Genomic DNA, 23,991 nt, shown 5'->3' with positions numbered 1-23,991 from the left:
AAATTTCATAATCGTAATGAAAAATTTATTTCTTTTTTTAACACTTTTAGTGTTATCAGTCAGTGTTAATGCGCAACAAGAAAAGCAACAAGACACAACAAAAACCCAACAATTAGACGAAGTTTTAGTAAAAGCAGTACGTGTAGATGCAGACTCGCCAATCACGCACAGTAATGTTTCTAAAGCAGAAATCCAAAAGCGTAACTTGGGGCAAGATGTACCTATATTACTTAATTATTTACCGTCTGTTGTTACTACAAGTGATGCTGGAGCAGGTATTGGATATACTGGTATTAGAGTACGTGGTACAGATGCAACACGTGTTAATGTAACTATTAACGGTATACCTTATAATGATCCAGAAAGTCAAGGTACTTTTTGGGTTAATTTAGGTGATATAGCATCATCAACAGAAAGCATTCAGTTACAACGTGGTGTTGGTACATCTACCAATGGTTCTGGAGCGTTTGGAGCAAGTTTAAACTTGTTAACCGATGTGTTTTCTGAAGAAGCTTCTGCCGAAATATCAAACAGTTTTGGTAGTTTCAATACAAGAAAACATACAGTAAAATTAAGTACAGGATTATTAAATGATCATTTTGAATTTTCAGGAAGGTTATCAAAAATAGATTCAGATGGATATATAGATAGAGCTTTTACCGATTTAAAATCTTACTTTTTACAAGGAATTTATAAAGATGAAAATACGTTAATTAAAGCCTTAACTTTTGGTAATGTAGAAAGAACTTATCAAGCATGGTATGGTTTAACTAAAGAAGAGTTAGAAGAAGATCGTCGTCAAAATCCATATACTTATGATAACGAAACAGATAATTACTGGCAAGATCATTATCAATTACACTGGAACCAACGCTACAATAATAATTGGTCAACAAACCTAGGATTAAACTATACAAAAGGGAAAGGATACTTTGAGCAATATAAAGAAGAAGAAGCTGCAGCAGATTTTTCTAATTTAATAGAAGACGACTCAGATGTTATTGTACGTCGTTGGTTAGATAGCGATTTTTATGTGCTTAATGCCAATGTAGTTTACAAAAAAGATGCTTTAGAGGTTATCTCTGGTATCTCGTATAGCAGTTTTACAAATGACCATTTTGGTGAAGTAATTTGGGGAAGCGATTTAGCACCAAACACACAAATTAGAGACCGTTATTATGATGGTGATGCTACAAAAAACGACTTTAGTGTATTCTCTAAAGCTACATTTAAACTAGCACCTAAATTTACAGGATTTGTAGATTTACAAGGACGTTTTGTAAGCTATAAAACCAACGGTATAAATTCAGATCTAAATGAATTTGTTACCGATGCAGATTTTAGTTTTTTCAATCCTAAATTAGGATTAACCTATAAATCTTCAGAAAAAAATAGCTACTACATATCTTATGCAAGAGCTAATCGTGAGCCAAATCGTGACGACTTTAAAGCTGGTGTAACAGACAATGAGACTTTAAATGATATAGAGTTAGGTTGGCGTTATGCAAATAATAAAGTTAATGTAAATACTAACTTATACTACATGTTTTATCAAAACCAGTTAGTGCTAACGGGCGAATTAGATGATGTTGGTAGTCCTATAAGAGCTACTAGTGGAGAAAGTTATAGATTAGGCTTAGAAGTTGATGCTAATATTGCTTTTAATAGTAAGTTTAGTACGTCTTTAAACGTAGCAGTAAGCCAAAATAAAAATCAAGATTTTACAACATCATTAGATGGAGAATTTGTAAATCTTGGCAATACAAATATCTCTTTTTCTCCAGAGTTAGTTATTGGTAACGCTATTAATTTTATGCCTACTAAAAATTTACAAATTTCATTTTTAAGTAAATATGTAGGAGAACAATATATGGGTAATATTGATAGTGAAAACTCTAAGTTAGATAGCTATTTTGTAAATGATTTAAACGTTAATTATCAAATTAAACCAAATAAACTATTTAAGTCTATCGTATTTTCTGGTTTAGTAAATAATGTGTTTAATAAAGAGTATGTTTCAAATGGATTTTATGGTACATATGATGATACTTGGTCAGTACCTGGTCAAACAACAACTTTAGATTATGCAGGATACTATCCACAAGCAACAATAAACTTTTTGTTAGGAATGACTTTAAAATTTTAATTAGTAATTAATTACAAAAAAAGCACCTTTTTTTAAGGTGCTTTTTTATTTTTCAAAAAGTTTTTTTAATTGTTGTAAACGCGTATTACACTACCATTTACTTCTACAAAATAAGGTTTTAAACTAAAATTGCCGTCAGTACCATCAAAAGGAGCACCAGTTACAATATTGTAACTATTGCCATCCTCACAATTACAAGTTGCAGTAATACCTTCAACACTTAATCTAGAACAATCAGAAGGCGCATGGTTTGGATCTGTTAATTCAAAAGAGACATAATTGCCATTACCAACATTATAAATAACAATAGCATTATAACCAAAAGCGTTTAAAACCAAGTGGTTTCCAGCAAACTGTAAATCGTTGTATTGAGGTAAAGATGTATCTATAGAGTTTTGAGTGTCAAAAGCAATATTAGGGATATAATTATTGATGTTATTATCATCATCTTTTTGACAAGAAACACTAATAATAATAAGCGATACAAGTGCTAATAATTTGATTTTCATATTCTAAAATAAAAGTCTAAATTCTATACAAATTTACAACAATAAGTAGCGTAAAATAAATATTTTGTATATTTGCTTAACAAAATCTCGTGCATGCGAGATTTTTGCGTTTTACGCTGAAATTTTTTTCAGCGTCTTTTTATTTAAAACGAAATAACTATGAGTAAAGTATCTTATTATACAGCAGAAGGTTTAAAAAAACTAAGAGATGAGCTTAAGCAACTTAAAGATGTAGAACGCGTAAAAGCATCTAAAGCAATTGCCGAAGCAAGAGATAAAGGAGATTTAAGTGAAAATGCCGAGTATGATGCCGCTAAAGAAGCGCAAGGTATGTTAGAGATGCGTATTTCTAAATTAGAAGAAGCTTTAGCTGGTGCGCGTTTAATAGACGAGTCTCAATTAGACACATCAAAAGCACTGGTGTTATCTAAAGTAAAAATTAAAAACCAAACCAATGGTATGGAAATGGTTTACACGTTAGTAGCAGATGGTGAAGCAGATTTAGCATCAGGAAAAATCTCTGTAAATAGTCCAATTGGTAAAGGATTGTTAGGTAAATCTGTTGGTGAAGTTGCCGAAATACAAGTGCCAAGTGGTATTATGAAATTTGATATTATCGAAATTTCTAGATAAATAATATTTCGCTTTCGCGGAAATTAAAAACAAAATTCCTGTGTATTCTGAAATATGTTTTCAGTTTGGCAGGAATCTTTTTTATATTTAAATCATAAATTAATCAATATGGCTTCAGTATTTACAAAAATTATAAATGGTGAAATACCATGCTATAAAATCGCAGAAACAGAAGATTTTTTCGCTTTTTTAGATATCAATCCTAACGCAAAAGGACATACACTTTGTATACCCAAAAAAGAAGTTGATAAGATCTTTGATTTAGATGAAGCTACATATACAGGCTTAATGCAATTTTCTAGAAAAGTTGCTATAGCTATAGAACAAGCAATACCATGTAAGCGTGTTGGTGTAAGCGTAATTGGTCTAGAGGTACCACATGTACACGTACATTTAATTCCCTTAAACACTATGGAAGATGCGCGCTTTATTAGTAAAGAAACACTTACTAAAGAAGATTTTGAAGCAACTGCAAAAGCAATACAATCTTACTTATAAGAGCTGATTAAAAACGTAACTAAAGCAGCAATTAAAACTATAGCTACTACTATTAAAATCAATGCCAATGGTTTTAGTTTTAAGTAGCTTTTTTTTGGCGTAAATGCTTTTAATTGATACTCATATACACGCTCAATGTCGTCAGTCCATTGTACTGGGAAGATTTCAGTTTCACAAGTGTTACAATATAAGCTATTACTAATTTTTTGGGTTAAAGTTTTATGTAAAGATGTTTCTAAAAACTCCTGTTTAAAAGTAAGTTGCAATCCAGAGTTGTTATAACATTCTGGACAGTTATTTTTTAAAACTACTTGTTTTATCGTAACATAACTTTTACGCATAATTAAACTGTTTTTAGAGAAATTAACATGGTTGTTCCAACACCAATTTCTGATAATTGTACTTTTATTTTTCCGTCATGAAAATCTTCAACAATTCGTTTTGTTAAAGACAATCCCAATCCCCAACCACGTTTTTTGGTGGTGTAACCTGGCTCAAAGATAGTTTTAAATTCTTTTTTAGAGATGCCTTTACCAGTATCGCTAACTGTAATATCTACATATTTTTGATGTGGTGTAATTTGTACCTTTAGATTACCTTTTCCTTTCATAGCATCTATCGCGTTTTTAACCAAGTTTTCAATGCTCCAACCGTATAATTGTCTATTTAAATTTACGTAAATCGGTGTGTCTGGTGCATCAATACTAAAGTTAATCAATTTTGAAGATCTAGACTTTAAATAACTATAAGCATCTTTAGTTTCTTCAACAATATCTAATCGTTCTAAGGTTGGTAAAGAGCCTATTTTACTAAAACGTTCGGTAATAGTTTGTAATCTATTTATGTCCTTTTCAATCTCTTTGATATATTCTGGATTGGTATTTTCGGTCTTTAAAATTTCTGTCCAACCAATTAAAGAAGATAGTGGTGTACCAATTTGATGAGCTGTTTCTTTTGCCATTCCTGACCATAATTTGTTTTCGGTTGCATTTTTAGAACTTTTATAAAAAAAGTAAACCACTGCACCAAACAATAAAATGATTAGTAGTAGAGCTAATGGATAATACTTAAGCTTGTTTAATAAAGGGGAATTTCCGTAGTAAAGCGTAGATAAAACTTTGTCTTTGTATTTAATTTCTATGGGTTTATTTTCTCCTTTAAATTGTTCTATTAAAGATTTAAGGTAAGTTTCGTCTTCTGTTTCCTTTTCATCTATGTTATTAAAGTCCATCGTTCCATCTTCGTTAACTTTAATCATTGGAGTAGTGTTATTACTTTCTAAAATTTTTAGGGGTAAATTGCCAATATCTCCATTTAAATCCATGTTCTGGATAATGTCTTGTTGAGCAAAAGACCAAATCTCCATTTTTTTGCGTTCTTCATCTTTAAATTTCTGAAAGAACACATATGTATTCCATAAAATCAAAGAGATAATTCCAAAAGACGCAATAATAATAATCCAACGTACTAGCTGACGATGTTTAGTAAAAAACATGATGGTTAATTTTTGTTGTTAATATAATGCAATTCTGTTAATAATATTGTGAGAGTTACCTATTAAATTGCTTTTAGTTGCGTGCCAGATTATGTACTTTTGTACAAAATAAACAAGTAGTATGTTATCATTTTTGCCAAAGGATTTAGAAACACCAAAACTACACAATTACCTACTTAGCGCTGTGGCACCAAGACCAATCGCGTTTGCAAGTACAGTAGATAAAGATGGAAGGCCAAACCTATCACCGTTTAGTTTTTTTAACGTTTTTAGTGCAAATCCACCAATATTAATATTTTCTCCTGCAAGACGTGTTAGAGGTAATACCACAAAACATACTTTAGAAAATGTAGAAGTTACAAATGAAGTCGTAATTAATGTGGTAAATTATGATATTGTACAACAAATGTCATTAAGTAGTACAGAGTATCCTGAAGGTGTTAACGAATTTGAAAAAGCAGGGTTAACCATGCTAAAATCGGACATTGTTAAACCTTTTAGAGTGGCAGAAAGCCCAATACAAATGGAGTGTAAGGTTAATGAAATTGTTAAGCTAGGTACAGAAGGTGGTGCAGGTAATTTAGTAATATGCGAAGTGGTTAAAATGCATATTAATGATGAGGTTTTAGATGAAAATGGAGCTATCGATCAAGTAAAATTAGACTTAGTATCAAGAGCAGGAGGTAGTTTTTATAGCAGAGCAAAATCTGGTTTTTTTGAAATACCAAAACCTTTAAGAACCTTAGGTATTGGTGTAGATGCTTTACCAGAACATGTAAAAAACAGTAACATATTAACAGGTAACGATTTAGGTTTATTAGCAAATGTAGAAACATTACCAACAGAAGATGCTATATTAGCATTTAAACAAAAACATGATTTATCAAAAATAAATCTAGAAGAAAAACACAAAAAAGCACAAGGTTTTTTAAGTTATAATGATGTAGAAAGTGCTTGGAAAATGCTATTATTGTAAAATAGCAATATAAATTTAGACGAATATTTAATAATTATAGAGAGAAATGGAAGTACAAGGAAAAGTAAAATTAATTGGAGAAACACAGACTTTTGGAAGTAATGGGTTTAGAAAAAGAGAAATAGTAGTAACTACCGAAGAGCAGTACCCACAACATATCATGATAGAGTTTGTTCAAGATAAAACAGATTTATTAAACAACTACCAAGTAGGACAAGATGTAAAAGTTAACATTAACTTACGTGGTAGAGAATGGGTAAATCCTCAAGGTGAAACAAAATATTTCAACTCTATTCAAGGTTGGCGTATAGAAGCTGTTCAAGCAGGTGCACCTCAAGGCATGCCAGAAGTGCCACCAGCACAAGCTTTTGAACCAGCAAATAATGTAAACGAAGAAGATCACGACGATTTACCGTTTTAAACATATTTCGCTTTAGCGGAAATAATAACCCTCAAAACCTATTTGGTTTTGAGGGTTTTAAGTTTTAGTGGTTTTCAGATAGACCTTAATTAAATTTTTTGAATATGTAATTTTGAAAATAAGATCTATGTAAATATTAGATATAAAAAGCAAAATTAAAAATAAAATACTGATTTTTAAGTGTATATGACACCTAAAACGTTTTCGTTTTTCCTTTTGTCAAATTCATTTTAAATATTTATTTTAAGTAAAAATAATTGTATTGAAATTTTTAAATAAACATCACTTTTTTCCTCCAGTATCTCAAGCAACAGAAGATGGTCTTTTAGCTTTTGGTGGCGATTTAAGTCCAGAACGACTTTTAGCAGCATACCAAAACGGAATCTTTCCTTGGTTTGAAGATGATAATACTATTTTATGGTGGTCACCAGATCCTCGATTTGTGCTATTCCCTTCAAAATTAAAAGTATCTAAAAGCATGAAACAAGTGTTGCGTAATTGTGATTTTGAAGTGACCGTAAATAAAGATTTTAATGCGGTAATTACCCAATGCGCTAAAGCAAAACGACCTGGTCAAGACAGTACATGGATTACCAACGGAATGATAGAGGCTTATAACACATTACATCAACTAGGTTTTGCTAAATCTGTCGAGGTTTGGCAAGACCAAAAACTAGTTGCTGGTTTATATGGAGTCGATTTAAATAATGGTGTGTTTTGTGGCGAAAGTATGTTTACCAAAGTTAGTAATGCTAGCAAAGCTGGTTTTATCACTTTTATTCAAAATAGTAATTACAAATTAATAGATTGTCAAGTTTATACCAATCATTTAGAAAGTTTAGGCGCAGAAGATATTTCTAGAGATGAGTTTTTAAAGTATATAAAGTAACTACATTTTACTAAACTTGATTATACCTAAAACAATCAATCTCATGGTCGTTAACCATACCAGTTGCTTGCATATGTGCATATATAACAGTGCTGCCTACAAATTTAAATCCTCGTTTTTTTAAATCTTTACTTAAAGCATCACTTATTGGTGTATTTGCTGGAGCTTCTTTATAATTTTTTACTTTGTTTTTTATAGGTTTTCCGTCTACAAAAGCCCAAATGTATTTACTAAACGTTCCAAACTCTTCTTGCACTTTCATAAAAGCTTGTGCATTGGTAACTGTAGCTTTAATCTTTAGTCTATTGCGTATAATACCTTCATTTTGCATTAATTCTTCAAGTTTCGTTTCATTATAATTTGCTATTTTTTTATAGTCAAAGTCATTAAAAGCAGCTCTAAAATTTTCGCGTTTACGCAACACAGTAATCCAACTTAATCCAGCTTGAAACGTTTCAAGAATTAAAAACTCAAAAATGGTGTCGTCATCATAAACAGGTTTTCCCCATTCTTGGTCATGATAAGCTTCGTAAAGTGCATCACCAACGCACCAACCACATCTGTGTTTTGTCATTGTAAGGTTTTTAAAAATATACTACTAATGTAACAACAGTTACTAAATTATCCTAAAAGTTGCTGTAATTTTAGACTATGGAAACAACACAATTAGACTTAGCAAATGTTATAGAAGAGAGCTTAAAAAAAAGTCTTTCTTATCAAGATTATAGAACTTTATTAAGCAGGTTAGTAGAAGAGAATGCTACTACAGGTACTAATCAATCTGAAGCATTAATTAATTATACTGCGCTTAACGATAGACGTATGAAGCGCTGGGATAAAACGGTAAAAATTAGTGATGAAGATATAGATGCTATTAAAAATGCAACAGTAAATCAAACATGGATTGTTCTTACCGAAAGTTGGTGCGGCGATGCAGCACATGTAATACCTGTAATTAATAAGGTTGCCGAGTTAAATACTGGTATTAATTTGCAATTGGTTATGCGTGATGAAAATGAGCAATTAATGGATTTGTTCTTAACCAATGGTGGTAAATCAATACCTAAACTTATTCAATTTGATAATACATCAAAAACAGTTTTAAATAGTTATGGACCTAGACCAACAGAAGCTACCAAGCTGGTTAATGATTTTAAAAAGAAACACGGTACGTTAACTGCCGAATTTAAAGAAGATTTACAACGCTGGTATAATAAAGATAAAGGTCAAAATGTGATTAATGACTTGTTAGAATTAATCAATTAACTATGTCAGTTCAGGTTATTTTTTAGTATTTCTCAACTGTGCTTTTAGCTACTTATATGATGTCTCACATACGCTCGACATGACTTAGGATTGTCATTTCGACGGTAGGAGAAATCGCATTACATTAGTATTAAACCGTTGAGTATTTTGATTTCAAAATCATAATTAAACATCAGTTCTAGTGATTTTGAAATATAAAAAAATGTATTTCGAAAAGCTTAATAGAGTTATTGATAAATTCCTATTGAAATTCAAAAGTAATAGTACCAATTTGTGAAGTTTTATTAGCACTGTTAAATCTAGCTTCTTTTGCATACTTTAAAGCGTAGTCTTTTAAACAAGCATTATTAGAAGTTGATGCGGAATTGGTGCTAACTTTAACCACGTTTCCGTTTTGATTTACTGTAATATTTACTACTATTTTTCCTCTTGCATCGCATAAATAAATAGGAACAGGTAAATGTTGATCTATACGACCTTTTAAAGAATAATAGACATTACTGTTGGTATTTGCGACATTGTTTTGTGCTGCACTTTGATTTTGGCTACGTTTAGAAAGTACACTATTTACACTATTAAAACTGGTTATAGTTTCTTCAGAAATTGAAGAATTACCATTGCTTTTAGATGTTGAAGTCTCTTTAATTACTTCATTTTTATAAGTTTCTAGTTTAGGGTTTTTATAATCTTTTGGTGGCGCTATAGGTTTGTAAGCTTGTGCGTAGTGTTTATAATTTTCGGTTGTATTAAAAGCTTTATTTGTAGTGTTAGAACTTTTGTTTTGTGATTCAACTTCAGGTATTTGTTCTTTTATATCTTCAATAGTTTCTACTTCGTAAAATGTTTCAGCTTGCGCGTTATCTAACTTAAAAATAGTTGTATTAAAAATAGAAAGCGCCAATGTGCCAACAATTAAAAATGTTATAACTAATGCCTTATGTGAATTGTTAAACTGCATGCAAACAAATTAATAATTAAGCTTGATTTGTTAGTAATTTATATACGCAGCTTTACGTTGAAAAGACGTTTTTTATTCCTTTTTTGGCAAATTTTTAATAAAATCTTCGATAGAAAGTGCATTCTTTACATCAAAATCGCCAATTTTTGTACGTCGTAATACTGAAAGATGAGCGCCAGAATTTAAAGCTTTTCCAAAATCGTTTGCCAAAGATCTAATGTAAGTACCTTTGCTACAAACTACTTTAAACTCTAAGTTTAAACCGTTAATTTTAGTGATTTCAAAAGCTTCAATGGTTACTTTTCTAGACTTAATTTCTACGTCTTCACCAGCGCGAGCAAATTCATAAAGACGCTTTCCGTCTTTTTTGATGGCTGAAAATACAGGTGGATATTGATCAATTTCACCAATAAATTGTTTGGTTGTTTGGTGTATTAATGCTTCAGTAATATGATCGGTTGGATAGGTGTTGTCAATTTCGGTTTCTAAATCAAAAGAAGGAGTTGTGCTTCCTAAAACAAAAGTGCCAGTATATTCTTTAATTTGACCTTGAAACGTATTTATTTGTTTAGTCATTTTTCCGGTACAAATCACTAATAGACCAGTTGCTAATGGATCTAAAGTACCAGCATGACCAACTTTAATTTTTTTTATGTTAAAGGCTTGCCTTATTTCCCAACGTAGTTTATTTACAGCTTGAAAAGAGGTCCATGTTAAAGGTTTGTCTATTAATAAGACTTGTCCGTTTTTATAGTCTTCAGCAGTCATTTTTTAATTTAAAATTGAATAAATTATTGCAATTAAACCTACAATAGCACAGTAAATAGAGAAGTAAGATAGTTTACTTTTTTTAACAAGACTTATCATCCAAGTACAAGCAAATAATCCAGAAATAAATGCAGCTATAAAACCAATAGATAGTGTGGTGAAGTTTTGAGATTCTAAACTTAAATCTCCACTTAACACATCTTTAGCAATTTTACCAAAAATTAAAGGCACAACCATTAAAAACGAAAAACGCGCAGCTTTTGTTTTGTCATTACCTAACAAAACAGAGGTCGAAATTGTTGCACCACTTCGAGAAATACCAGGTAACATAGCAATAGCTTGAGCAACACCAATTATAAAAGCATTACTAAATGAAACATTTTTATTAGTGTTTTTAGCTTTATCTGCAAAAAATAAAAGAATAGCCGTAATTAATAACATAAAACCAACTAATAAGATGTTTCCTCCAAAAAGTTGCTCTAATTGCTCTTCAAAAAATAGACCTACAATTACCGCAGGAATCATAGATATTGCAATTTTTGAAGCAAATTGTAAATCGTCGTTCCATTCAAATTTTAAAATGCCTTTTAAAAGCGACCAAATGTCTTTTCTAAACACAACAATGGTACTTAAAGCAGTAGCAAAATGAAGTACAACAGTAAATAATAAGCTTTCTTCAGGAATACTTTTATCACCTAAAACAGCTTTTCCTAACTCTAAGTGACCACTAGACGATACCGGTAAAAACTCGGTTAAACCTTGTATAATTCCTAATAAAATTGAATCTAAAACCTCCATTTAAATAAATTAATTGGCCAAAAGTAAACATTTGTTTTTTAAATTTTGAAGCTAGAATCTCTAATAATCAAGTTTGTTTTTATTTCTATAGTTTTATTAACATTAATTTGATTAGTGCTGTTTATTTCTTCAATTATTTGTTTTACTGCTGTAGATCCTATTTTTTGTCCAGGTTGGTCTATTGTTGTTAATTTAGGCTCTATTATCTGCGAGTTTGTAGAATTACTAAATCCTACTACAGCTATATCTTCTGGAATTTTTATACTAAGTTTTTTTAAAGTTTTAATTACTCCAATAGCGGCACTATCCGTTATAGCAAAAATAGCATCTGGTTTTTCTTTTAAGGATAGTAATATATTGGTCATCCTTTTTCCTTGATGCATAGAAATGTCTTCTACACTTAAAACTATTTTATTATCTAATGGAATATTATTTTCTTTTAAAGCTCTTAAATAGCCATGATACCTTTTTTCAGAAGTAAAAGAATATTCTGTTTCTTTAATAATTGCTATTCTTTTTTTACCAATGTTAATTAAATGTTCAACTGCATTAAAAGCAGCTTCTTCTTCATTAATAACTACTTGTGTACATGGTATTTTGTTAGAGGCTTTGTCAAATAAGATAAGAGGTACAGTATTTAATACTTTAAGAATATCATCAACATCTTTTGTCATTTTAGAGATAGACATTAGTACGCCGTCTACACCAAATTGTAACATAGTATTTAACATTTCGGTTTGCTTTTTTACATCATTATTAGATTCTGATATAATGACTTTATAACCTTGAAGATTTGCTTCTTCTAAGATTCCTCTAATTAAAGTAGTCGTAAAATAATGAGTAATATTAGGTACAATTACCCCTAAAATGTTACTTCTGTGAGATCTAAATCCTTTAGCAAATAGATTGGGAACATAATTTAAATTTCTTGCAAGGTCTTTTACCTTTTGTTTAGTTTCAATACTTATATCTGGATGATCATTTAAAGCTCTAGAAGCTGTAGATGGAGAAATATTTAGACGTTTAGCTAGGTCTTTTAAGGTAATTATCTTTTTTTTCATGTTTATTGATGCAATCGTTACCGCAATCGTTTGCGTGCGAATCTATTAATTTTTTTGATAAAAATTTAACTATTTGATAATATTTTAGCCTCACTAACACAAAATATATAACTAACATGAAAAAATTTTTACTTACATCTTTAATGATGATTAGTATTATTTCTGCCTTTTCTCAGACTGTTATTAAGGGAAAAGTTTCAGATGCAAATAATACGCCTATAATGGGAGCTAATATTATTATTAAGAATAGTGACTTTGGAGCTGTTACAGATTTTGAGGGTAATTTTACATTTACTACAAGTTTGACAGGTCAACAGACTTTACAAGTGTCTTACGTTGGTTTTGATACTTTTGAACAAAGTATTGATTGTAATAACAGTGAAGTGAATATTAACGTTGTTTTACAAGAAGGAGAAAATGCATTAGAAACAGTTGTACTTACAGCGTCTTCTACTTTTAGATCTCAAAAAGAGACACCAATGTCTATAAGTTCTGTTAAACAAAAGGACATTACAAAGTTATCTGCAAATAGCCAAGCAGATGTTTTACGTAGTATTCCTGGTATTACAGCAGAAGGTGGTGGAGGAGAAACAGCTACTAATCTTTTTGTAAGAGGTTTACCTTCTGGCGGACAATACGTATTTAATCCATTACAATACGATGGTATGCCATTAATGAGTACGTTTGGTCTTAACTCTTCTGCTCATGATGTGTATGCTAGACCAGATTTAGGATTTAAAGGCGTAGAATTTGTTAGAGGTGGAGCAGCAGTTTTATACGGTGCTGGTTCTGTAGCAGGTATTATTAATTACACTAGTAAAACAGGAGATTCTAATGATGAAAATATCCTTAATTTAGAATATGGTACAGATGGAAGATTAAAAACTGAATTCTACTCAGGAGGACAATTAGGAGGTGAAGACTCAAATACTTACTACGCAGTAACTGGTTTTGTTAGAAAAGACGAAGGTCCTATAGATACAGGATTAGATACTAGAGGATTTCAATTAAGAGCTAATATTAAACAAAAATTTGATAAAGGATTTTTTACAGTACATGGTCAGTTTATAAATGACCGCGCACAATTTTTTATGCCTTTACCTCTTCAAGGAGGATCAAGAGAGCGATTAAATGGTAATGATGGTGATGAGGTACAATCTTTATTAACAGGAGAATTGGCTAATACATCTTTTTTAACACCAGGAGGGAATTATGACAGTCCTATCGGAGATGGTGTTTACACTAAAGGAGGATATATTTTAGCAGACTTTAATTACGATTTAACGGATAATTTAAAGTTTAAGTCTAAAGTAAAATATGCTAACTATCAACACAATTTTGCTTTATATGTTGGAGGTAACGGTAATTATGGTAACCCAATTACTTTATCAGATTATGTGTCTGCTGTGGCACCAAATAACATTGATTATACTGCAAATTATTTAGGTGGATCTGGACAACAAATTAATGGTAATGATTTAGTAATTGAAAATTTACACATTGATAGACTAAGACCAATGACAGACTATTCTGGAGAGGCTAATTTAGTTTTTAAATCAGAAAACGGTATACATACTTATACAGCGGGTACATTCTTGGCACGTACAGAAGCAGAAGATGTTAATTATCAATATAGAGTGCTTTCAGAATTTAATAATAATCCACGTCTTATAAACTTAAGTTATACAAATGCTGGTGGAGATAATGTTATTTACTCTCAAGGAGGTTTATATAACAGAATAGGTATGACAACTAATAACTTTTTAAACCAAAGTAGAACAGCATTTTATATTACTGACGAGATGGTTTTAGATAAATGGCGTTTTGATGTTGGTTTTAGAATAGAATCTACAAAAGGAACATTTAGAAGAGGAAACTTAGCAGAAAGCCAAGTTTATGATGATGCTAATTTAACTTCAGATCTTCAAAACGTAAGATATACAGACGGTACATTTACAACAGGTGAAATTGAAGCAACAGATTGGGCTGTATCACTTGCAGGTTTATATAAGCTAACAGCGTCTACAAATTTATATGCTAACTTCTCAAGAGGATTCTTTTTCCCACAACAACGTGGTTTTGCACCAACACCAGGAATTAGAGACACAAATTATGACGCTGAAACAATTTTACAAGGAGAAATAGGAGCAAAATTTGGTACACCTAAGTTCTCAGGTTCTGCTGCAGCTTATTACGTAGGGTTAAGTGATCGTATTAGAATTGATCAAGCAATTGTTAACGGAGAATTAGTAGACCAAGGTCGTAGCGAACAATCTACAAAAACATTAGGACTAGAAGCAACAGGTAACTATAAAATAACAGATGCATTTACAGCATCAGCAACATTAACGTATCAAAATCATGAAATTACAACAAATCAAACAGAAGATTTAGTTAATGGAGGCATCACTACAATTAACGAAGGAAATGAAATAGGAAGGCAACCTAACTTTTTAGGGTCGTTTGCTCTAAATTATGACAATAGCCAGTTTGACGCTTTATTTTCACTTAACCATACTGGTGCAAAATTTACAGACGATACTAATAACGTAGAGTTAGACGCAATCACTATAGCAAGATTAGGTGCAGGATATACTTTTAAAACTAAAGACAATAGTAATTTAAGAGTAGGATTCTCTGTATTTAACTTATTTGATAGTTCTGGACTTACAGAAGGAAATCCAAGAGCTGGTATTGCAGGACAATCTGCAGATGGTGACTTCTTTTACGGAAGACCAATATTACCAAGACGATTATTTATTACCACTACATTTAATTTCTAAAATTATTTAATTATGTCTTAAAGCATTGGTATTATTTATCGTAATGCCGATGCTTTTTTTACAATTTTTATATTAAACCAAACTATGAGTAAAGACAACCTACAAGAAAAAGCAAAACATATTCTTGATACTAATTTTAATGAAGATAAAGGATTTACAATACCTTGTGAAGGCTTATATCCTTTTCAATGGAATTGGGATTCAGGCTTCATAGCTATCGGATTTGCCCATTACGATAGTAACAAAGCAAAACGAGAAATAGAAGCGTTATTAAGCGCACAATGGGAAAATGGATTTATTCCTCACATCGTATTTCATAACGATAGTGATACCTATTTTCCAGGTCCAGATTTTCACTTATCAAAACTTCATCCATTAGCATCAAAAAGTCATAGAACTACTGGTATGACACAACCGCCAGTATTAGGATTTGTACTTAAAGAAATTTATGATATTGTAGATGATAAAGAGGATATGCTAAATTTTATTAAGCAAAACATAGACAAAGTTTTCTTTAACCATCAACATTTTTACAACCACAGAGACCCAAATCAAGAAGGATTGGTCTTCATATATCATAATTGGGAATCTGGTACAGACAATTCACCAATTTGGGACGATATTTGGGAGACTATGGATCCGCCAAACTATAAGTTTGAAAGGCGAGATACTACACACGTCGATGCTGCGCAAAGACCAACAAATAGAGAGTATGATTACTATCTTCATTTAATTGAAATTGCAAAAGCGCATAATTACGATGATGCAAAAATTGCAGAATTATCACCATTCTTAGTGCAAGACCCATTATTTAATGCTATGCTTATTAAATCTAACGAAGCATTAATTGAATTGTATGAAATGATTGGCGATTCCGAAGATAAAATAAGTACATTAAAAGCTTGGCAAGAAAAGGCAATAACAAGATTTAACGAAAAGCTTTATAACGAAAAATTAGGAGGTTACGTACACTACGATTTAAGAAACGAAAAGCAGATAGAACATCTTTCGTCTTCATCTTTTGCACCTTTATTTTCCAATATACCAACAAAAGAACACGCTGAGGTAATGGTAAAAACGCTAATCAAAAAGTTTGGAGGAGAAGACCGTTATCTTTGTGCATCTTTCGACCCAGAAAGTGATAGATTTAACCCAAAAAAATATTGGCGTGGACCAATTTGGATAAACCTTAACTGGATGCTTTATAACGGACTAAATAATTATGGTTTTACAGATATTGCTAATCGTGTAAAAGAAGATTCTATAACACTAATCGAAAAATATGGTTTTTATGAATATTTCGATTCTAGAAAATCTGTAACAGAACATGCTGGTTACGGAGGAAATAACTTTTCTTGGAGTGCAGCACTATTACTAGATTTATTAAAAGACTAAAAAGCAACTAAATGAATTGGCTAGATTACACCATTATAATTGTTTACCTCATAGGTTTTGTGGCTATGGGCTATTTCTTCAAAGAAAATAAAGATTCTAAAGATTATTTTTTAGGAGGAAAAAGCTTAGGTTGGTTTCCACTAAGTTTATCAACTATGGCAACCCAATTATCTGCCATTAGCTTTATTTCAGCACCAGCTTTTGTTGGTTTAAAAGCTAACGGAGGATTAAAATGGTTAACCTTTGAGTTTGGTGTTCCTCTAGCTATGATTGGTATAATGTTTTTCATAATTCCACCTTTATACAAATCTGGTATTGTTAGTATTTATGAATATTTAGAACGTCGTTTTTCTAAATCCACTCGAAAATTAATTAGTGTTGTTTTTCAAATTAGTAGAGCTTTAGGAACAGGTGTAATGGTATTTACTATGGCGTTAATTATACAAGCTGTAGTAGGTATAAGTTTTCATTGGACGTTAATTATTATAAGTATTGTAACACTTATCTATTCGTATCAAGGTGGTATGAAAGCTGTTGTTTGGGGCGACGCAATACAAATGATAATTCTGTTTTCAGGATTAATAATATGCCTTATTGTTGGTTATTCTTTAATGGAAGATACCGGAACATTTACAGGCTTTAATTCCGAAAGATTACAGGTGATAGACCTGTCTAATTTAGGAATTTTCCAAGGTGAAGAATATGGCTTTTGGCCAATGCTTTTAGGTGGTTTGTTTTTGTATTTATCGTACTACGGTACAGACCAAACCCAAGCACAACGCTTATTATCTGCAAAAGACGAAGGTACAATTAGAAAACTTTTAATGGCTAATGGACTGCTAAGATTTCCTGTAGTATTGGTATACTGTATTATGGGATTAATTATTGGCTATTTAGTTAGTAATATTCCAGAGTTTTACCAAAGCATACAAGAAACAACGCGTGTGCATTATCCTGCAGAATATGCAGCTTCTGGTATAAAACCAGATTTAATGATGCCTGTATTTATTACCAAATATTTGCCAAACGGACTAATCGGTATTTTAATGGTTGGTATCTTATCTGCAGCAATGTCTTCGTTAAGTTCTACCATCAATTCTTTAAGTGCTGTAACTATCGAAGATTTTTTTAATAGCGGAAAAAACAAGCTGTCCGAAAAACGCTATATGGTGTTATCTAAAGGACTTGTTGTTTTTTGGGGTGTAGTTTGTATACTTGCAGCCTACCTTTTTGGTAATAGCCAAAGCACAGTTATAGAGCTTATTAACGCTATTACGTCCTTGTTTTATGGACCAATATTGGCTGCTTTTGTTATTGCAATATTCTTAAAAAAAGTTAATCATATTGGTATGAATGCTGCTATTATAACATCGGTAGCAGTTAACCTTATTTTTAAATACTTACCAGAGTTAGTGTACTTTTTTACACAAGGTCAGTTTTATTCGGGTCAAGGTTCTATTCATCTAGCACTAGCAGATTTAGGATATAATAATGTGCCAGATATTTTTTGGATTTGGTACAATCTTACAGGATTTATAATAGCAATTTTAGTAGCTGTTTTAGTGAGTAAATTAACCCATAAAATACCTGCAAAACAAATAGAGATGGACTATAAAGTTAGCTTTAAAGACCTATTTAAAAAGGAAAGTATTATACTAATTTCATTCTTTGTTTTTATACTTGTAATAAGTTCATTTTTACCTAACATTTTAAGCTAAAAAATGAAAATTGTATTAGCACCAGACAAGTATAAAGGCTCATTAACAGGCTTAGAGTTTTGTAACATCGTAGCGCCAATTTTAAAGCAAACCGTCAATGCAGACGTTATTAACGTACCATTAGCAGATGGAGGAGATGGTACTATTGAAGTTGTTAATTATTACCTTAACGGAAACAACATAGAAGTTAAAGTTAATAATCCGGTATTTAATAAGGTAAAGGCAAACTATCTATATGCCGAAGAGTCTAAAACAGCTTTTATAGAAATGGCTGAAGCATCAGGTTTAAAGCTTTTAAAACCAGAAGAGCAAAATTGTATGAATACCACAACCTTTGGTACCGGACAATTAATTCTCGATGCGATTAATAAAGGAGCAAAACACATCATTTTAGGAATTGGTGGAAGTGCTACTAACGATTGCGGTATTGGTATGGCAACCGCTTTAGGATATCGTTTTTTAGATGAAACTAATAACCAAGTGAAGCCAATTGGTAGCGAGCTAATAAATATTAAATCTATTGATGATACGCATGTAGATCCACAATTAAAATCAGTTAGCATACAAATAGCATGCGATGTCACAAATCCGCTTTTTGGTACAAATGGTGCAGCGCATGTATATGCAAAACAAAAAGGTGCTTCAAAAAATGATATTGAATTTTTAGATCAAGGTCTTCAAAGTTTTTCAAAAGTTTTAGACGCTCATTTCAATACAAATGTTCAAGACATTTCTGGAGCAGGAGCAGCTGGCGGAATGGGTGCAGGTTGCGTAACTTTTTTAAACGGAACACTATCACCAGGAATAGAACTAGTAAAACAAATAGCCGATTTTGATAATAAAATAAAAAACGCAGATTGGATTATTACAGGTGAAGGCAAGCTAGATAGTCAAACACTTTCAGGTAAAGCAATAGATGGTATCTTAAAATCTGCAAAATCAAAAGGGATTAAAGTAGCAACATTTTGTGGTAGTGTAGATTTAAGTCAAGAGGCACTTCAAAAAATAGGCATACAATACAGCGCATCCATTATGGGTAAAGCAAAAAACTTTAAAGATGCTTTAGCAAATACAGAGACTTATTTAAATCAAATCACTAAAGATTTTATACTTAAATCAAAATTATAAAGGGTAGATTAATTTTTAGGCTTAGATAGTATTGCATAAACCTGTACGCCAAGACCAATAATAACCAATGTTGGTGCTAGTCTAATGCGTCTCCAACTAAAAATTTCTGGGTTAAACACATTAGGGTCATCACTTCCACCGCCAGACATAAGTATAAATCCAAGCGCCATAAGAGCAAGACCTATAAACATAAACTTATAATTGTGCTTTTTAAAAACCAATTCGGTTTTAAGATTGTTTTTGTTCTTGTTTTTACTTTCGCCCACGATGATTTATTATTTATAAGACAAATTTAAACTTTTTAAATTAATCATATATATGTTTAATGGTATGTTTTTTTGGACTTACCTTTTCTACTTGTGCTACTTTATTATTAGCTTCTGGTTTTGCTTTAGCAATGTAAATTACAATTGCTACAAGACCTATCAATACAAACGTTACTCTTTTCATAACCGTTAATTTTAGGGATTAATTAAATTTATTAATGTAATGGTATGGTCAGTCGCACTTAATTTTTTGGTTAAGTAAAGATAACGTGCTATTGTGTGAAGTATTGTTAACGCTAACGTTAAAAGCTGTTAAAGTTAATTAGTATAGTTGGTCTGTCTTTAAGTTTAAAAAACGTTGTGTAGCAAAATGTGTACTTATCCAAGTGATTATAATCCCTAATAGGAAAACGGCTAAAAATAAACCACCAATTAAGACTAAACTTTGTCTAAGTGCTAATTCTGGAAACATTTTATCGACGTAGTAAACAACAAAACCAAGTCCTATTAATGCTACAACAGCACCAAGAATACCAAGTTTTATGCTTTTCCAAACAAAAGGTCTGCGTATAAAGCTTTTTGTAGCACCAACCATTTGCATGGTTTTAATAGTAAATCGTTTAGAGTAAACAGATAATCTAATAGAACTATTAATTAAAAGTACAGCAATTAAAGTGAAGATAGCACTAAGTAACAACACCCAAAAGCTTATTTTTTTAACGTTGCTATTAATAAGTTCAACAAGACTTTCGTCGTATTTAACTTCGTCTACAAAGCTTTTTTCTTGTGCTAAAGCAGTTAATTCTTCTAACTTTTCGTTAGTTAAAAAATCGGCTTTCAACTTTACATCAATACTATTTTGTAAAGGATTATAACCAACTAGATCCATAAAATCGTCACCAAATTCAGATTTCATTGCTTCTGCAGCATCGTCTTTAGATACAAAATCGGTTGTTTTTACATAGTCTGCAAGCGCTAGACTTTTTTCAAGTTGTTTTATTTCAACATCCTTAGCAGTGTCTTTTAAATATACTGTTACGTTTACGTTTTCTTTCATAAAATCGGTTACTTTTTTCGCGTTAAGCAATAAAAAGCCAACAATTCCTAATAGAAAAAGTACTAAAGCGATGCTAATTACAACTGAAAAATAAGACGAAATTAAACGTCTTTTTTGATATCTGTCAAAAGATGAACTCATAAAACGATGTTAGATTATACCGTAAAAATATAAATATTTTGGATTGCTTAATGTTTACAACGTTTAAACTTTCAACATTGTTATAATAAGTTTAAATTTGCCCTTTTATAAGCCGAAAAACAACAAGATGCAATACGATTTTAAAAAGATAGAAGACCATTGGCAACAGTATTGGGCCAAAAACGAAACTTTTAAAGCCGAAAACAACAGCGAAAAACCTAAATATTACGTGTTAGACATGTTTCCTTATCCGTCTGGAGCAGGATTACATGTTGGACATCCGTTAGGGTATATTGCTAGTGATATTTATGCACGCTACAAACGCCATAAAGGTTTTAATGTATTGCATCCGCAAGGTTATGATAGCTTTGGTTTACCGGCAGAACAGTATGCTATCCAAACAGGACAACATCCTGCAATTACAACAAAAACCAATATCGCAACCTATAGAAAACAGTTAGATAAAATTGGGTTTTCTTTTGATTGGAGTAGAGAAGTACGCACTAGTAATCCAGAATATTACAAATGGACGCAGTGGATTTTCATTCAACTGTTCAACTCTTGGTATAACGTAGATACAGATCAAGCTGAAGACATTTCAACATTAGAAACACTTTTTTCTTCAGAAGGAAATACAACAGTTAACGCTGTTTGTGACGAAACAGTTGAAACATTTTCTGCTGAAGAATGGCAAGCCTTTTCATCTGAAAAACAACAAGACATATTATTAAAATACAGATTAACGTATTTAGCCGAAACTGAAGTAAATTGGTGTCCGGCTTTAGGAACCGTTTTAGCTAACGACGAGATTGTAAATGGCGTCTCAGAACGTGGCGGTCATCCTGTTGTGCGCAAAAAAATGACACAATGGTCTATGCGTATTTCGGCGTATGCAGAGCGATTATTACAAGGTTTAGATAGCATCGATTGGACAGATGCGTTAAAAGAAAGTCAGCGTAACTGGATTGGTAAATCAGTTGGAGCATCTGTAACTTTCAACGTAAAAGATCATAACGAAACTATCGAAGTGTTCACCACAAGACCAGATACTATTTTTGGCGTAAGTTTTATGACCTTAGCGCCAGAGCACGATTTGGTTTCAAAAATTACAACACCAGAACAAAAAGATGAGGTAAATGCCTATATCGAAGCAACTGCAAAACGTAGCGAACGCGATCGTATGGCAGATGTAAAAACCATTTCTGGTGCATTTATAGGTGCGTATGCAGAGCATCCGTTTACTAAAGAACCAATCCCAATTTGGATTGGCGATTACGTACTAGCTAGCTATGGTACAGGAGCAGTAATGGCTGTGCCTTGTGGCGACCAACGTGATTACGATTTTGCTAAACATTTTAATATCGAAATCCCAAATATTTTTGAAGGTGTAGATATAAGCGAAGCAGCGTTTGCAGATAAAGAAAAAACCGTGATTGCTAATAGCGATTTCCTAAACGGAATGAACTACAAAAAAGCAACCAAACGCGCTATTTTTGAGCTAGAACAAATAGGGCAAGGACAAGGAAAAACCAACTACCGTTTACGCGACGCAGTATTTAGTCGTCAGCGTTATTGGGGAGAACCTTTCCCGGTGTATTATGTTAATGGTATGCCACAAATGATTGATCAAAAACATTTGCCAATTACCTTACCTGAAGTAGAAAAATATCTACCAACCGAAACTGGCGAGCCACCATTAGGTCGTGCAGATGTTTGGGCTTGGGACACAAAAAATAACAAAATTGTATCTAACGATCTTGTCATTCCGACAGAAGGAGGAACGACTGACGAGGAATCTCATAACGGTATCTATCCTTTAGAGCTTAACACCATGCCAGGTTGGGCAGGAAGTTCTTGGTATTTCTTTAGATATATGGAAGAACAAGCCAATCGTGGTAACGCATTTGCAACCGAAGATGCGCTTAACTACTGGGAAAATGTAGATTTATACATTGGCGGAAGCGAGCACGCTACAGGACATTTATTATATGCACGTTTTTGGACTAAGTTTTTAAAAGATAGACATTTTGTAAACGTAGACGAGCCTTTTAAAAAGCTGATAAACCAAGGGATGATACTTGGGACTAGTGCTTTTGTATTTGAAGCAATTCATGATGGTAAAGGACTTGGGATTTATCTATCATCAGATCTTATAAATAGCAGTGATTATATTTCATCTGAAAGTTCTAAATGGGAAGAATTTAAGAATGAATGTTCTGATAAAGGTGTGAATGATACTAGTAAAGTTACTTTTAGACAAATTCACGCAGATGTTTCTTTCGTTAATGCTTCAGATGAATTAGATACCGAAGCATTCAAAAATTGGCGTCCAGAATTTAAAGATGCAGTTTTTATTACTGAAGAAGATGGTACTTTTAAAGTAAATCGCGAAGTAGAAAAAATGTCAAAATCAAAATACAACGTGGTTAATCCAGATCAAATTTGTGAAGATTACGGTGCAGATAGCTTACGTTTGTATGAGATGTTTTTAGGTCCGTTAGAGCAAGCAAAACCTTGGAATACTGCAGGTATTACAGGTGTGCATGGTTTCCTTAAAAAATTATGGAAGTTATACGTAGACGATAACGGTTTAAAAATAACCGATGCAGAACCTACAAAAGACAACTTAAAAACTTTACATAAAACCATTAAAAAGGTAGAAGAAGATATAGAGAATTTCTCTTTCAATACATCGGTATCTACTTTTATGATTGCGGTTAACGAGCTAACAGCACAAAAATGTACAAGTCGCGATATTTTACAACCATTACTAATTTTAGTATCGCCATACGCACCACATATTGCAGAAGAGTTATGGCATCAATTAGGTAATGAAATGTCAATTTCTACAGCGCCTTTCCCAGTTTTTGAAGAAAAACATTTAGTAGAAAGCAGTAAGAATTATCCAATTTCATTTAACGGTAAAATGCGTTTTACACTTGAATTACCTTTGGATATGAGCAAAGACGAAATAGAAAAAACCGTTATGGCTCACGAAAAAACACAAGAACAATTACAAGGTCGTACACCTAAAAAAGTAATTATTGTACCAGGTAAAATTGTGAATATTGTAGGGTAAACTTCT

At 31.9% G+C, this 23,991-nt stretch carries 23 protein-coding genes; 12 read left to right on the top strand and 11 right to left on the bottom strand.

All coding sequences use genetic code 11. The annotated features are described in order from the left end of the window. Positions 1-16 precede the first annotated feature (16 nt). Entirely contained in the window at positions 17-2,146 is a 2,130-nt protein-coding gene (locus FHS04_RS08135; RefSeq protein WP_106679723.1) for a TonB-dependent receptor, read from the top strand. 65 nt (positions 2,147-2,211) lie between these two features. Here FHS04_RS08135 and FHS04_RS08130 read toward each other — a convergent pair whose 3' ends face one another. Beyond that, positions 2,212-2,655, bottom strand: coding sequence for a hypothetical protein (locus FHS04_RS08130; RefSeq protein ID WP_106679725.1), 444 nt, complete (start codon positions 2,653-2,655; stop codon positions 2,212-2,214). A gap of 159 nt (positions 2,656-2,814) precedes the next feature. Here FHS04_RS08130 and greA point away from each other — a divergent pair, with 159 nt between their 5' ends. Both greA and FHS04_RS08120 read left to right on the top strand, forming a co-directional pair. Beyond that, complete coding sequence (gene greA / locus FHS04_RS08125; protein WP_027880851.1) at positions 2,815-3,288, top strand: transcription elongation factor GreA; 474 nt, start codon at positions 2,815-2,817, stop codon at positions 3,286-3,288. Between the two features lie 108 nt (positions 3,289-3,396). Continuing rightward, a complete protein-coding gene (locus tag FHS04_RS08120) occupies positions 3,397-3,786 on the top strand; it encodes an HIT family protein (protein WP_106679727.1) in 390 nt (129 codons plus the stop codon). On the opposite strand, the gene FHS04_RS08115 is transcribed toward FHS04_RS08120, so the two are convergent. Together FHS04_RS08115 and FHS04_RS08110 are read right to left on the bottom strand one after the other, a co-directional pair. Beyond that, complete coding sequence (locus tag FHS04_RS08115) at positions 3,777-4,127, bottom strand: hypothetical protein (RefSeq protein WP_106679729.1); 351 nt, start codon at positions 4,125-4,127, stop codon at positions 3,777-3,779. The two genes, FHS04_RS08120 and FHS04_RS08115, sit on opposite strands and share 10 nt — an antisense overlap. 2 nt (positions 4,128-4,129) lie before the next feature. After that, positions 4,130-5,281 carry a sensor histidine kinase gene (locus FHS04_RS08110; RefSeq protein WP_106679731.1) on the bottom strand — a complete coding sequence of 384 codons (1,152 nt, stop codon included), beginning with the start codon at positions 5,279-5,281 and terminating at the stop codon, positions 4,130-4,132. Between the two features lie 121 nt (positions 5,282-5,402). On the opposite strand from FHS04_RS08110, the gene FHS04_RS08105 reads away from it, so the two are divergent. From FHS04_RS08105 to aat, 3 genes are all read left to right on the top strand, one after another. Beyond that, positions 5,403-6,257, top strand: coding sequence for a flavin reductase family protein (locus FHS04_RS08105; RefSeq protein WP_106679733.1), 855 nt, complete (start codon positions 5,403-5,405; stop codon positions 6,255-6,257). A gap of 46 nt (positions 6,258-6,303) precedes the next feature. After that, positions 6,304-6,678, top strand: coding sequence for a DUF3127 domain-containing protein (locus FHS04_RS08100; RefSeq protein WP_106679735.1), 375 nt, complete (start codon positions 6,304-6,306; stop codon positions 6,676-6,678). 262 nt (positions 6,679-6,940) lie between these two features. Next, positions 6,941-7,567, top strand: a complete 627-nt coding sequence (gene aat / locus FHS04_RS08095; RefSeq protein WP_106679737.1) for a leucyl/phenylalanyl-tRNA--protein transferase — start codon at positions 6,941-6,943, stop codon at positions 7,565-7,567. Positions 7,568-7,577: 10 nt separating this feature from the next. Here aat and FHS04_RS08090 read toward each other — a convergent pair whose 3' ends face one another. Then, positions 7,578-8,141, bottom strand: a complete 564-nt coding sequence (locus FHS04_RS08090; protein WP_106679739.1) for a DNA-3-methyladenine glycosylase I — start codon at positions 8,139-8,141, stop codon at positions 7,578-7,580. A gap of 77 nt (positions 8,142-8,218) precedes the next feature. Here FHS04_RS08090 and FHS04_RS08085 point away from each other — a divergent pair, with 77 nt between their 5' ends. Next, positions 8,219-8,833, top strand: a complete 615-nt coding sequence (locus FHS04_RS08085; RefSeq protein WP_106679741.1) for a thioredoxin family protein — start codon at positions 8,219-8,221, stop codon at positions 8,831-8,833. A 241-nt stretch (positions 8,834-9,074) separates the two neighbouring features. Here the strand turns inward: FHS04_RS08085 and FHS04_RS08080 are convergent, their stop codons facing one another. The 4 genes from FHS04_RS08080 to FHS04_RS08065 form a co-directional block, all read right to left on the bottom strand. After that, positions 9,075-9,791, bottom strand: coding sequence for a hypothetical protein (locus tag FHS04_RS08080; protein WP_106679743.1), 717 nt, complete (start codon positions 9,789-9,791; stop codon positions 9,075-9,077). A 72-nt stretch (positions 9,792-9,863) separates the two neighbouring features. Beyond that, on the bottom strand, positions 9,864-10,559 hold the full coding sequence (gene truB, locus FHS04_RS08075; protein ID WP_106679744.1) for a tRNA pseudouridine(55) synthase TruB: 696 nt from the start codon (positions 10,557-10,559) through the stop codon (positions 9,864-9,866). Between the two features lie 3 nt (positions 10,560-10,562). After that, positions 10,563-11,357, bottom strand: a complete 795-nt coding sequence (locus tag FHS04_RS08070; protein ID WP_106679746.1) for an undecaprenyl-diphosphate phosphatase — start codon at positions 11,355-11,357, stop codon at positions 10,563-10,565. A gap of 38 nt (positions 11,358-11,395) precedes the next feature. Continuing rightward, positions 11,396-12,418, bottom strand: coding sequence for a LacI family DNA-binding transcriptional regulator (locus FHS04_RS08065; RefSeq protein ID WP_027880863.1), 1,023 nt, complete (start codon positions 12,416-12,418; stop codon positions 11,396-11,398). 116 nt (positions 12,419-12,534) lie between these two features. On the opposite strand from FHS04_RS08065, the gene FHS04_RS08060 reads away from it, so the two are divergent. The 4 genes from FHS04_RS08060 (at position 12,535) to FHS04_RS08045 (ending at position 19,442) form a co-directional block, all read left to right on the top strand. Continuing rightward, the gene (locus FHS04_RS08060; RefSeq protein ID WP_106679748.1) at positions 12,535-15,201 is read left to right on the top strand and encodes a TonB-dependent receptor; all 2,667 of its coding nucleotides are present in this window, start codon (positions 12,535-12,537) and stop codon (positions 15,199-15,201) included. Positions 15,202-15,285: 84 nt separating this feature from the next. Continuing rightward, entirely contained in the window at positions 15,286-16,596 is a 1,311-nt protein-coding gene (locus FHS04_RS08055) for an MGH1-like glycoside hydrolase domain-containing protein (protein WP_106679750.1), read from the top strand. Between the two features lie 11 nt (positions 16,597-16,607). Next, positions 16,608-18,314, top strand: a complete 1,707-nt coding sequence (locus FHS04_RS08050) for a sodium:solute symporter family transporter (protein ID WP_106679752.1) — start codon at positions 16,608-16,610, stop codon at positions 18,312-18,314. A gap of 3 nt (positions 18,315-18,317) precedes the next feature. After that, positions 18,318-19,442 carry a glycerate kinase gene (locus tag FHS04_RS08045; protein WP_106679754.1) on the top strand — a complete coding sequence of 375 codons (1,125 nt, stop codon included), beginning with the start codon at positions 18,318-18,320 and terminating at the stop codon, positions 19,440-19,442. A gap of 8 nt (positions 19,443-19,450) precedes the next feature. On the opposite strand, the gene FHS04_RS08040 is transcribed toward FHS04_RS08045, so the two are convergent. From FHS04_RS08040 to FHS04_RS08030, 3 genes are all read right to left on the bottom strand, one after another. Beyond that, on the bottom strand, positions 19,451-19,708 hold the full coding sequence (locus tag FHS04_RS08040; RefSeq protein WP_027880868.1) for a DUF3098 domain-containing protein: 258 nt from the start codon (positions 19,706-19,708) through the stop codon (positions 19,451-19,453). A gap of 40 nt (positions 19,709-19,748) precedes the next feature. Continuing rightward, on the bottom strand, positions 19,749-19,892 hold the full coding sequence (locus tag FHS04_RS08035) for a hypothetical protein (RefSeq protein WP_181256128.1): 144 nt from the start codon (positions 19,890-19,892) through the stop codon (positions 19,749-19,751). A gap of 138 nt (positions 19,893-20,030) precedes the next feature. After that, positions 20,031-20,906: a cell division protein FtsX gene (locus FHS04_RS08030; protein WP_027880869.1), complete on the bottom strand. Its 876-nt coding sequence runs from the start codon at positions 20,904-20,906 to the stop codon at positions 20,031-20,033. A 127-nt stretch (positions 20,907-21,033) separates the two neighbouring features. Here FHS04_RS08030 and leuS point away from each other — a divergent pair, with 127 nt between their 5' ends. Further along, complete coding sequence (leuS, locus tag FHS04_RS08025) at positions 21,034-23,985, top strand: leucine--tRNA ligase (RefSeq protein WP_106679756.1); 2,952 nt, start codon at positions 21,034-21,036, stop codon at positions 23,983-23,985. Positions 23,986-23,991 lie beyond the last annotated feature (6 nt).

It is taken from the genome of Mesoflavibacter zeaxanthinifaciens subsp. sabulilitoris (assembly GCF_014191595.1).
GTDB lineage: Bacteria > Bacteroidota > Bacteroidia > Flavobacteriales > Flavobacteriaceae > Mesoflavibacter > Mesoflavibacter zeaxanthinifaciens.
This window is presented reverse-complemented; position numbering and strand designations above follow the sequence as displayed.

Coding starts and splice junctions, on each gene's coding strand:
- FHS04_RS08065 (WP_027880863.1), bottom strand. CDS start 12,418: ATGAAAAAAAAGATAATTACCTTAAAAGACCTAGCTAAACGTCTAAAT.
- FHS04_RS08110 (WP_106679731.1), bottom strand. CDS start 5,281: ATGTTTTTTACTAAACATCGTCAGCTAGTACGTTGGATTATTATTATT.
- FHS04_RS08130 (WP_106679725.1), bottom strand. CDS start 2,655: ATGAAAATCAAATTATTAGCACTTGTATCGCTTATTATTATTAGTGTT.
- FHS04_RS08135 (WP_106679723.1), top strand. CDS start 17: ATGAAAAATTTATTTCTTTTTTTAACACTTTTAGTGTTATCAGTCAGT.
- truB (WP_106679744.1), bottom strand. CDS start 10,559: ATGACTGCTGAAGACTATAAAAACGGACAAGTCTTATTAATAGACAAA.
- FHS04_RS08050 (WP_106679752.1), top strand. CDS start 16,608: ATGAATTGGCTAGATTACACCATTATAATTGTTTACCTCATAGGTTTT.
- FHS04_RS08090 (WP_106679739.1), bottom strand. CDS start 8,141: ATGACAAAACACAGATGTGGTTGGTGCGTTGGTGATGCACTTTACGAA.
- FHS04_RS08035 (WP_181256128.1), bottom strand. CDS start 19,892: ATGAAAAGAGTAACGTTTGTATTGATAGGTCTTGTAGCAATTGTAATT.
- FHS04_RS08045 (WP_106679754.1), top strand. CDS start 18,318: ATGAAAATTGTATTAGCACCAGACAAGTATAAAGGCTCATTAACAGGC.
- FHS04_RS08030 (WP_027880869.1), bottom strand. CDS start 20,906: ATGAGTTCATCTTTTGACAGATATCAAAAAAGACGTTTAATTTCGTCT.
- FHS04_RS08085 (WP_106679741.1), top strand. CDS start 8,219: ATGGAAACAACACAATTAGACTTAGCAAATGTTATAGAAGAGAGCTTA.
- FHS04_RS08080 (WP_106679743.1), bottom strand. CDS start 9,791: ATGCAGTTTAACAATTCACATAAGGCATTAGTTATAACATTTTTAATT.
- FHS04_RS08120 (WP_106679727.1), top strand. CDS start 3,397: ATGGCTTCAGTATTTACAAAAATTATAAATGGTGAAATACCATGCTAT.
- FHS04_RS08100 (WP_106679735.1), top strand. CDS start 6,304: ATGGAAGTACAAGGAAAAGTAAAATTAATTGGAGAAACACAGACTTTT.
- FHS04_RS08070 (WP_106679746.1), bottom strand. CDS start 11,357: ATGGAGGTTTTAGATTCAATTTTATTAGGAATTATACAAGGTTTAACC.
- FHS04_RS08115 (WP_106679729.1), bottom strand. CDS start 4,127: ATGCGTAAAAGTTATGTTACGATAAAACAAGTAGTTTTAAAAAATAAC.
- FHS04_RS08060 (WP_106679748.1), top strand. CDS start 12,535: ATGAAAAAATTTTTACTTACATCTTTAATGATGATTAGTATTATTTCT.
- greA (WP_027880851.1), top strand. CDS start 2,815: ATGAGTAAAGTATCTTATTATACAGCAGAAGGTTTAAAAAAACTAAGA.
- FHS04_RS08105 (WP_106679733.1), top strand. CDS start 5,403: ATGTTATCATTTTTGCCAAAGGATTTAGAAACACCAAAACTACACAAT.
- FHS04_RS08055 (WP_106679750.1), top strand. CDS start 15,286: ATGAGTAAAGACAACCTACAAGAAAAAGCAAAACATATTCTTGATACT.
- leuS (WP_106679756.1), top strand. CDS start 21,034: ATGCAATACGATTTTAAAAAGATAGAAGACCATTGGCAACAGTATTGG.